Consider the following 8571-nt stretch of genomic DNA (forward strand, 5'->3'; position numbering starts at 1 on the left):
CCGGCGCGCCGCGCGTCGCCCCGGCGGGCGGCGCGGCGGCCGCCGAGGCGTGGGGCCCGGGCGCGGAGTGGCTGCTCGACGGGCTGCCGGCGCTGCTGGGCGCGGCGGACGACCCCGAGCCGTTCACACCGCGCCACCGCGTCGTCCACGAGGCCCGCCGCCGCCACCCGGGCCTGCGGCTGATCCGCACCGGGCTGGTGCTGGAGTCGCTGATCCCGTCGGTGCTGGAGCAGAAGGTCACCACGGACGAGGCGTACCGCTCCTGGCGGCTGCTGCTGCACCGCTACGGGACCCCGGCCCCCGGCCCGGCGGGGACGGAGCTGCGGATGCGGGTGATGCCGGACGCGCGCGGCTGGGCGATGATCCCGTCCTGGGAGTGGCACCGCGCGGGCGTCGACGGCAAGCGCGCGGCGGCGGTCGTACGCGCCGTCCGCCGCGCCCGCGCGCTGCAGGCGGCGGCGGAGATGGACCACGGCGCCGCCGTCGCCCGCCTCACCGCCATCCCCGGCATCGGCCCCTGGACGGCCGCCGAGACCCTGCAGCGCGTGCTCGGCGCCCCGGACGCGGTCACGGTCGGCGACCTGCACCTGCCCCGCATCGTGGGCTACACCCTGGCCGGCGAGCGCGACGCGGACGACGACCGCATGCTGGAGCTGCTCGCCCCGTACGAGGCCGCGGGCCAGCGCCACCGCGCCACGCGCTACATCGGCCTCCTCGGCCGCATGCCCCCACGCCGCAAGCCGAAGGCCGCGATCCCCGACATAGCCCGCCTCTGACGCCGCGGCCTGCCGTGCGGCTGGCCGGGGGGAGCCCGGGCGCGGTAGACCGGGTCCACGGCTGGCGAGGGAGGAGCGTCGGATGCGGCGCAGTCAGGAAGAGCAGCGGGTGCGGCTGCGCGCGGCACGGCAGCGGGTCCGCCGGGTACGGCCCCGGGAGCGGGACGAAGGGGAGCACGCGCCGCGGCGACCCGGGCGGTGGGATCTGGCCACCTGGGGAACGGTCATCACGATCGCCGTCGGACTTGCCGGTCTCTTGCTGACAGGTATCGGAACGTTCTACGGCGCGTGGGTGGCGAGGGACCAACTCGAACAGTCGCGCGAGGATGCCGAGACGAAGCGGCGCGCGCACGCGACGCGCGTCTCCACCTGGGCGGACCGGAAACCGGACGGCACCTGGCGGGTGCACGTGGCGAACAGGTCCCCCGATCCCGTCACCGGCATCGGGGTGTCCTTCGAAGCGTTCTTCGACGATCCCGACAACCGCCAGGTGAGTATCCCGGTGGCGTGGCCGAGCATTCCGCCCTGCGCGGAGCTGGTGATCGAGCAGGAGACGCTGAGGCACTGGGACCGGCGGACCGTGCCGGGCAGGGAGGTCTCCTTCTTCGGCCCCTTACAAGGACGGCTGACCGACGTGCGAAAGCTCGCCGCCACCCCGGAGAGGGTCGTGGTCCATGGTGTGCAGTTCACGGACAGGAACGGTGTTCTCTGGTCCCGCGAGGAGGAGGGTCTGAGGCGAGGGCCGCTCGGTTTCGTCGCGCACGGATTCGCGTTGCAGGGGGCGGTGGAGGAGAACCCGAAGGTGCAGCCTGTCGAGTTGTGCGGCGCGGACGCGGCAGGCTGATCCGGCGCGGGCGACCGCGCCGGTCCGGCGGCGTCGCGGAGGGTGCGGCCGGGAGTTCCGCCCCTTCAGGCGTGCGCACGCCGACGGGCGAAACTCGGGGCGCGTAGGCGATTTGTACCGGGTAGTGGCACGGGGAGCCGCCGACTTCGCCCACCCACGCGCACCCCGCCCCCGACGGCGCCAGCCCGCCAGCGGCGATCGTCCGCACGGCGGCGCACCCCTTGACGTACCCCCTGGCGAGCGGAGTGCGTTGTCAGAGGCGGGGCATACCCTTGGGTGGGAGTGCGGGGAAGGGCTCCGGCTCTCTGACCGCGGTGTCCAAGCGGCCAGGGGGCGTTCAGTGATCGGGGTGTCTGCGGAGGAGGACGTTGGCGTCGCTGACGGCCGACCAGTCGCACCGCGCACGGGCAGCGGTACGGGCCTCGGCCAGCTCCCCGCACCGGCCGCAGCCGGGCACCGGCACGGGGGCCGACTGCGGCCACATGTCGGACAGGTCCGGGGTCACCGGGCGGTCGCGGGATGCGGGAGCGGTCACGGCCGGGCCGCCCCCGGAACACCCCGGCGCCGGTTGCACGGCGGGCAGATGACACCCCACCGGCCGAAGGGCTTGACGTCCTCAGTCGCCCCGCAGGCAGACCGGGTGCCGCGCCTCCGCGGCTCGGGCCGCACCTCAGGGAGCCGGTCGGAGTCGGGAGTGGGCGCCGCCGAGGACTCCCCGGCACAGCCGCTCACGACTTCCCCCGGCGGCAGCGCGGGCACCGGCACGGTGGCCAGCAGCCGTTCAGGTCAAGGGGCGCGGTGGTGTCCGGGCGATACGTGCTGGTGTGCAAAGATCTCCGCTCCCCGGCTGGGGTGACGTTGTAGACCCTGAGCGTCATCTGCGGGCGGTCGGCAACGGGCGCCTCCCTGGCCTGGGGTGCGCCCGCTGCAGCGTCCGCGAGCGCGGCCCGGCGGGCTCTGTCGGCGTCTGTGCGGCGGACCACTGCAGCTCCCTACGTCATCGTGAGGGGCGCGGCGCCGACCGGACTCTGGCGGGAGTGCAGTGGACGGCGCCGCGGCGTCACGTATGACGGTAGGGAGCCGCTGCAGACGTTCCCAGGGACGAAGTTCCCCAAGCGCAGGACCCATTGTGCCGATGTTCCGCCCCGGGTATGACGCAGCGTCCTACCTCATAACGTCGGGTCGACCCCCAGACGCCCGGCCAGGCCGCGCAGCGGCGCGTTGCGGCGGCGCTCAGCCTCCAGCATCTCCCGCACCGTCTCGCCCGCGATCACCTGGTACTTGATCCACTCGGGCTGGTCCTCCTCAACCTCCAGCAAGGTGTCCAGCGCACCGTCGGCGTCCCCGGTGAGGTACTGCGCCTGTGCCACGTCCACACGGTGGGCCGCCGCGTGCACCGGCCGCGAGATCGCGCCCACGTCCACGCGAGCTGCCTGCGTAAGAGCCTCAGCCGGCGCGGGTTCGCCGGCGAGGGCGATGTTCGTCAGCTGCGTCTGCACGTCGACCACCGAGAACGAGCTCCCGTGAGTGTGCACAGGCCGGCCGACGCGCTCGGCCGCCCGCTCCGCGGTGCCCAGCAGCTGCATCGCCTCGTCGCGGCGCGACCGTCGCGCGGCGGGGGTCGCCGCGGCGGTGAGCAGGTTGCCGTACACGGCGAACTCCGCGGGCGTGCCGCGGCGAAATGACGGCTCCAGGGCCTCGGCCTTCGCTTCGGCGATCTGCTGCGCCGTCTCCCACGACCCCTGCCGCAGCAGCACCCACGACAGCGTCGAGACGCCCATGCCCTCCATCAGCGGGTCGGATGCGCGCCGCGCGGCGGCGAGCTGCTGGCGCACGGCGTCGACCGCCCACGAGGTGTGCCCGGCCTGGGTGCACAGACAGGCGGCGAGCTGGTAGGCCAAGGCGAGCTGCTGCCAGGCACCGGCCGCCTCCGGGCCGCTGCCTGCCTCACGGACGACCGCACGGCCGTCCCGCAGGAGCAGCGGCAGAGCGGCGGACAGATCACTGTATCCGCCCTCCCAATAGAGCCTGGTGGCGTGCCGGACGCTGGCGATCCAGGCCGCCACGGCGGGAGGGTCTTCAAGGTCCGGCTCGGCGGGCACGCCGGGCAGGGCCCCGACGTTCTGGATGGCGTCACGCAAGGCGAGCAGGCCGCCGTCGTCGACCTGTTGAGGTGTCACGGTGGGCTGGCCCAGCAGCCGCTCCAGCTCGACGTCCAACGCCCCCGCGATCTTACGAAGCGTGTCGATCCTCGCAGTCGCCCGTACGCCCTGCTCCAACTTGCGGACGGTGTCGACGTGCACGCCCGCGCGCTCCGCAAGCTGCTCCTGCGAGACACCGCCGCGAAACTCCCGCAGCGTCCGAATGCGATCGCCGATCGTACGGTGTTTGGACATCTGCACCCCCGCCGGAGGACTTATGCGTCCACGCTACGCCCGGCAGGCACACGGCGTCACAGGAGCGTTGTGCGCAGGACGTACGGTCGAGCACATGCACGGTTCCGTAGAGGTTCCGCCGTGGCGCCCGGAGATGGGCCGCAGACCGCTGGTCAAGGTGTACCCGGCCCGCGGGGCGCCGAGGCTTCGGGTGCGCGTGGACAGCGCATGGCGGTCGTCCAGCCTGACCACTCCCACACTCTCCGGCGCGACCGGACGCGTCATGCGCTGACCTGCTGCCGTGCGGCAGGCAGGTGTGGCCGAAGTCGAACCAGCGCAGCAGGCGCTCAGCGGGGTCGCGGCCGCTCATCAGCCCCGGTCCCAGACGAGGACCTTCAACTGGCCATCCACGGTCACGTCCTCGCCACGGTGCTGGATCACCTGCAGCACGGTGTGCCGGCCCTTCTTGCAGCGGCCGGTGATCGGGAAGGCGAAGAACTCTCTGCCGATCGTCGGGCCGTGCTCGCCCGGGGAGTAGGTGTGGACCGCCTTGCCGGTGTCGGCGTCGGTCTCGACGAGCCGGGCCTGCACCTGCCCGTCGTCCGGCAAGCCGCGGAAGTTGAGGTAGGCGGTGCCCTGGTAGAGCGCGGCACCCTTGACGAACGCACGGCCACCGGAGCCGTGCATGCCCGGCTCGTCGGAGTACTCCGCATCCCACGTCAGCGACGTCCACACGCCGTCCGCGAGCTTCTGGCGCTCCTTCTTCCCCAGCCCGACGTACTCCGGCATGTCGTCCTCCTCAGGGGGTGTACTGGCGCCGGCCGCCCACGCGCGCATCGCCTTGCGGCTCGGGAAGTCGGCCAGGTTGGTGTCGATAGGGCTGCTCGTGTACTGGTGGATGAGCCACGGCGCCCGGATGTCCGGGTTGCCCGGGTCGCCGTTGTACTGGGCGATCCACAGCCCGTCGCCGGCGTAGCTGGTGGTGTCCCGGTTCAGCCAGAAGTCACGGTTGCAGTAGAGCAGCACCCGGTGGTCCGGCCTCAGCCGCTTCACCTCGCGGATGAACGCGTCCTTCTCCCCGTTGCTCGCCGCGGTGCCCGAGCCGGTGTGCTCCCAGTCGCACGCGAGCACATCGCCCGGCCGACTCGCGCACTTCTCCACGAAGTACGCCGCCTGCGCCTTGATGTTCCCGGGCCACAGGAAGTGGTAGAAGCCCAGCACCAGGCCCGCTTCGCGGCCGTGCGCGGCCTGGGCGCCCTGCTTCGGGTTGATGTAGCTTCGGCCTTCGGTCGCCTTGACGATCACGAAGTCGTAGCCGCTGGTCGGGTAGTCGCTCGCCTGGTAGGAGGAGACGTCGATGCCCTTGATCATGTCGCCTCCTCAGGCAGTCCCTCGCGCCGCCGCCTCGACACCCTCAGGCGGGCCATCTGTCCGCTCCGGGCTGCCCGAGCGGACGGACAGGCTGCCCGTGCCGTACCGCAGGTAGATCGTCTCCACGTCAACCGCCCCTCTCAGAGGTGATCAACCACGCACGGATGTGGGTCCGGACAGGGGAGTTCGTCGTCACGTCCGCGCTGATGATGTAGGAGCCGCCCGGCGGAATCGTCTCCACCCCGGGCGTAATGGTGCGTGAGGTCTCGGTGTGCTGGTTAATAATGGTCTGCCCACCCGTGTTCGGAAAGAAGCTCGCGGTGTCGCCGCCATCCCCGCCGGCGACTCCTGACACGATCTCCCCGCTTTCTCCCATCGGGCTCCGATGATCTCCCCCGGGCAGACGAAGGCCCCGCCGGGCGTTGCCGACGGGGCCTGGACACACCCCGGTTGACCTGGGGATTCTGTCGGGTCAGGGCAGGTTGCGGGCCATCACCACGCGCTGGACCTGGTTGGTGCCCTCGTAGATCTGGGTGATCTTGGCGTCGCGCATCATGCGCTCCACCGGGTAGTCGCGCGTGTAGCCGTAGCCGCCGAGGAGCTGCACCGCGTCGGTGGTCGCCTCCATCGCCACGTCGGAGGCGAAGCACTTGGCCGCCGCGCCCTGGAAGGTGAGGTCCGTGTCCGTGCCGCCGGCGGCGACGCGCTCGGACTTCGCGGCGGCGGCGTACGTCAGCTGGCGGGCGGCCTCGATCTTCATGGCCATGTCGGCGAGCATGAACTGCACGCCCTGGAAGTCCGCCACCGGCTTGCCGAACTGCTTGCGCTCGCGGACGTAGCCCTTCGCGTAGTCGAGCGCGCCCTGCGCGACGCCCAGGGCCTGGGCGGCGATGGTGATGCGGGTGTGGTCGAGGGTCTTCATCGCGGTGGCGAAGCCCGTGCCCTCGGCGCCGATCATGCGGTCGGCGGGCACGCGGACGTTGTCGAGGTAGACCTCGCGGGTCGGGGAGCCCTTGATGCCGAGCTTCTTCTCCGGGGCGCCGAAGGAGACGCCCTCGTCGGACTTCTCGACGACGAAGGCGGAGATGCCCTTGGAGCGCTTCTCCGGGTCGGTGACGGCCATCACGGTGTAGTACTCGGAGACGCCCGCGTTGGTGATCCAGCGCTTCACGCCGTTGAGGACGTAGGAGTCGCCGTCCCGTACGGCACGGGTCTTCATGCCGGCGGCGTCGGAGCCGGCCTCGGGCTCGGAGAGGCAGTACGAGAACATCGCCTCGCCGCGCGCCAGCGGCGTCAGGTACTTCGCCTTCAGCTCCTCCGAGGCGGAGAGCACCAGGGGCAGCGACCCGAGCTTGTTGACGGCCGGGATGAGGGAGGAGGAGGCGCAGACGCGGGCGATCTCCTCGATGACGATGACCGTCGCGAGCGCGTCCGCGCCCGCGCCGCCGTACGCCTCGGGGACGTGGACGGCGTGCAGGTCGCTCGCGACCAGCGCGTCCAGCGCCTCCTGCGGGAAGCGCGCCTCCTCGTCCACCGCGGCCGCGAAGGGCTCGATCTTCGCCTCGGCGAGCGACCGGACGGTGTCGCGGAGCATGTCGTGCTCCTCGGCCGGGCGGTACAGGTCGAATTCGGGCGCTCCTGCCAAGGCTCTCTCCATTCCCGCGCATGCTAATTACCGTTAAGTAGTACCGATGGTATGCCGTACGCGGCGAGCCGGCCCAGTGACGTTGGCGACAGCCCCCGTGGGGGCTCAGGGCGCGGTGCCGCCCAGGCGGTCGGTCGGGTACTTCTCGACGTACCGGTCCATCGTGTCGTTGCGCATGGCCTCCCACAGCGGGTCGCCGGCCTTGTCGTCCAGCAGCACCACCGACTGGCCGTCGATCATGTCGAGGCCGGCCACCGGCGCGTTCATGAACACCAGGTCGTCGGAGCGGACCCCCTTCATATCCCACATCAGGTCGCGCATGGCGCCGTCCGAGAACCTGTCGTCGACGCTGACCGTGGCGGTGACCGCGTCCAGCAGGCGCTTGACCTTGAGCGGGTTGGAGAAGTTGTCCGCGGCCATGGTCTCGGTGACGACGGCGCGCAGGAAGTTCTGCTGCCGCTGGGTGCGGTCGAGGTCGCCGCGGGGCAGGCCGTGGCGCTCGCGGACGTAGTCCAGGGCGGTCTCGCCGTCCATGTGGTGGGTGCCGGCGGTCCACTCACCGCCGCCGTTGCGGCGCGGGGTGGTCTCGTCAATGGTGATGTCCACGCCGCCCACGGCGTCGGTGAGCCGCTTGAAGCCGCTCCAGTCGATCACCGCGAGGTGGTCGATCCGGACCTTCGTCATCCGCTGCACGGTGTCGATGAGCAGCGGGGGGCCTCCGTAGGAGAAGGCCGCGTTGAGCTTGGCCTCGCCCCGGCCGGGGATCGTCACCCAGGAGTCGCGGGGCAGGGAGACGACATAGCCGCCGTCGCGGCCCTCGGGGAGGTGGACGAGCATCATCGTGTCGCTGCGCTGGGCGCCCGGCTCCCAGGTGTGCTCGCCGGCCTCGTCACCGGTGAGCGGGAGGTCGGAGCGGGCGTCGACGCCGATGAGAAGGTACGTTTCGCCGCCCTTGGACCGCGCCGGCTGGTGCTTCTCGGGGACGTTGGTCGGGAAGGCGTTCGGAATGCGGTCGACGCGGCCGGTGTAGTGCTCGTACGCCCACCACAGGCCGCTGGCGGCCAGGAGCACGCCGGCGAAGAGCATGATCACGGCGCCGAGGAGCACCTTGCGGCCGCGGCTCATGCGGCGGCGGGGCGCCGCGGGCGGGGGCGCGGTGGGCGAAGGGGCGGCGGGCGAAGGGGCGGCGTCGGGGTCGGCCGGGGTGTCCTCGGGGACCTCCTTGCCGCCGGCGGGGGCGTCGAGGGCCTCCGGGGCGTACGCCGCGTCGACGTACGCCGCGTGCGCGGCTGTCGCCGGGGCCGCGGCGTACGGCGCCTCCGGCTCACGGGCGCGCGGCGTACCGGGCTCGTCGGCTCCGCCGCCCGCTCCGTCCAGATGCTGCCTCGCCACGATCCCCACCCCTTTTTAGTGCACGTTCATGAGTCAGACTCCGTACCCGGACGCATGGTTGCCCAGGTGGACGTGTCATGGGCCGCGGCTATGCTCGGACCATGACCTTGAAGATCACCGTGATCGGTACGGGCTACCTCGGTGCCACGCACGCCGCCGCGATGGCGG

General features: G+C 72.0%; 7 protein-coding genes and 1 pseudogene. 2 read left to right on the top strand and 6 right to left on the bottom strand.

Annotation, left to right across the window (positions count from 1 at the left end):
* Positions 1 to 776 (top strand): DNA-3-methyladenine glycosylase family protein (locus ABD317_RS29685; RefSeq protein WP_344293751.1); only part of this gene is annotated, 776 nt, incomplete at its 5' end.
* Between the two features lie 82 nt (positions 777 to 858).
* On the top strand, positions 859 to 1620 hold the full coding sequence (locus ABD317_RS29690; RefSeq protein ID WP_344293753.1) for a hypothetical protein: 762 nt from the start codon (positions 859 to 861) through the stop codon (positions 1618 to 1620).
* A 337-nt stretch (positions 1621 to 1957) separates the two neighbouring features.
* Here ABD317_RS29690 and ABD317_RS29695 read toward each other — a convergent pair whose 3' ends face one another.
* From ABD317_RS29695 to ABD317_RS29720, 6 genes and pseudogenes are all read right to left on the bottom strand, one after another.
* Positions 1958 to 2155 carry a hypothetical protein gene (locus ABD317_RS29695; RefSeq protein WP_344293755.1) on the bottom strand — a complete coding sequence of 66 codons (198 nt, stop codon included), beginning with the start codon at positions 2153 to 2155 and terminating at the stop codon, positions 1958 to 1960.
* A 634-nt stretch (positions 2156 to 2789) separates the two neighbouring features.
* The gene (locus ABD317_RS29700) at positions 2790 to 4016 is read right to left on the bottom strand and encodes a helix-turn-helix domain-containing protein (protein ID WP_344293757.1); all 1227 of its coding nucleotides are present in this window, start codon (positions 4014 to 4016) and stop codon (positions 2790 to 2792) included.
* A gap of 801 nt (positions 4017 to 4817) precedes the next feature.
* Positions 4818 to 5366 (bottom strand): annotated as a pseudogene (locus ABD317_RS29705) (glycoside hydrolase family 25 protein); the annotation flags it as partial.
* A 127-nt stretch (positions 5367 to 5493) separates the two neighbouring features.
* A complete protein-coding gene (locus ABD317_RS29710) occupies positions 5494 to 5721 on the bottom strand; it encodes a hypothetical protein (protein WP_344293759.1) in 228 nt (75 codons plus the stop codon).
* 117 nt (positions 5722 to 5838) lie between these two features.
* Positions 5839 to 7023 (bottom strand): acyl-CoA dehydrogenase family protein, encoded by a 1185-nt coding sequence (locus ABD317_RS29715; RefSeq protein ID WP_344293761.1) that lies wholly within the window; start codon positions 7021 to 7023, stop codon positions 5839 to 5841.
* Between the two features lie 93 nt (positions 7024 to 7116).
* Positions 7117 to 8403 (bottom strand): LCP family protein, encoded by a 1287-nt coding sequence (locus ABD317_RS29720; protein ID WP_344293763.1) that lies wholly within the window; start codon positions 8401 to 8403, stop codon positions 7117 to 7119.
* Positions 8404 to 8571: the final 168 nt, after the last annotated feature.

This window comes from Streptomyces synnematoformans (assembly GCF_039531005.1).
GTDB classification, from domain to species: domain Bacteria; phylum Actinomycetota; class Actinomycetes; order Streptomycetales; family Streptomycetaceae; genus Streptomyces; species Streptomyces synnematoformans.

Excerpts from the sequence above, each read along its gene's own strand:
- ABD317_RS29690 (WP_344293753.1), top strand. The coding sequence starts at position 859 with ATGCGGCGCAGTCAGGAAGAGCAGCGGGTGCGGCTGCGCGCGGCACGG.
- ABD317_RS29700 (WP_344293757.1), bottom strand. The coding sequence starts at position 4,016 with ATGTCCAAACACCGTACGATCGGCGATCGCATTCGGACGCTGCGGGAG.
- ABD317_RS29715 (WP_344293761.1), bottom strand. The coding sequence starts at position 7,023 with ATGGAGAGAGCCTTGGCAGGAGCGCCCGAATTCGACCTGTACCGCCCG.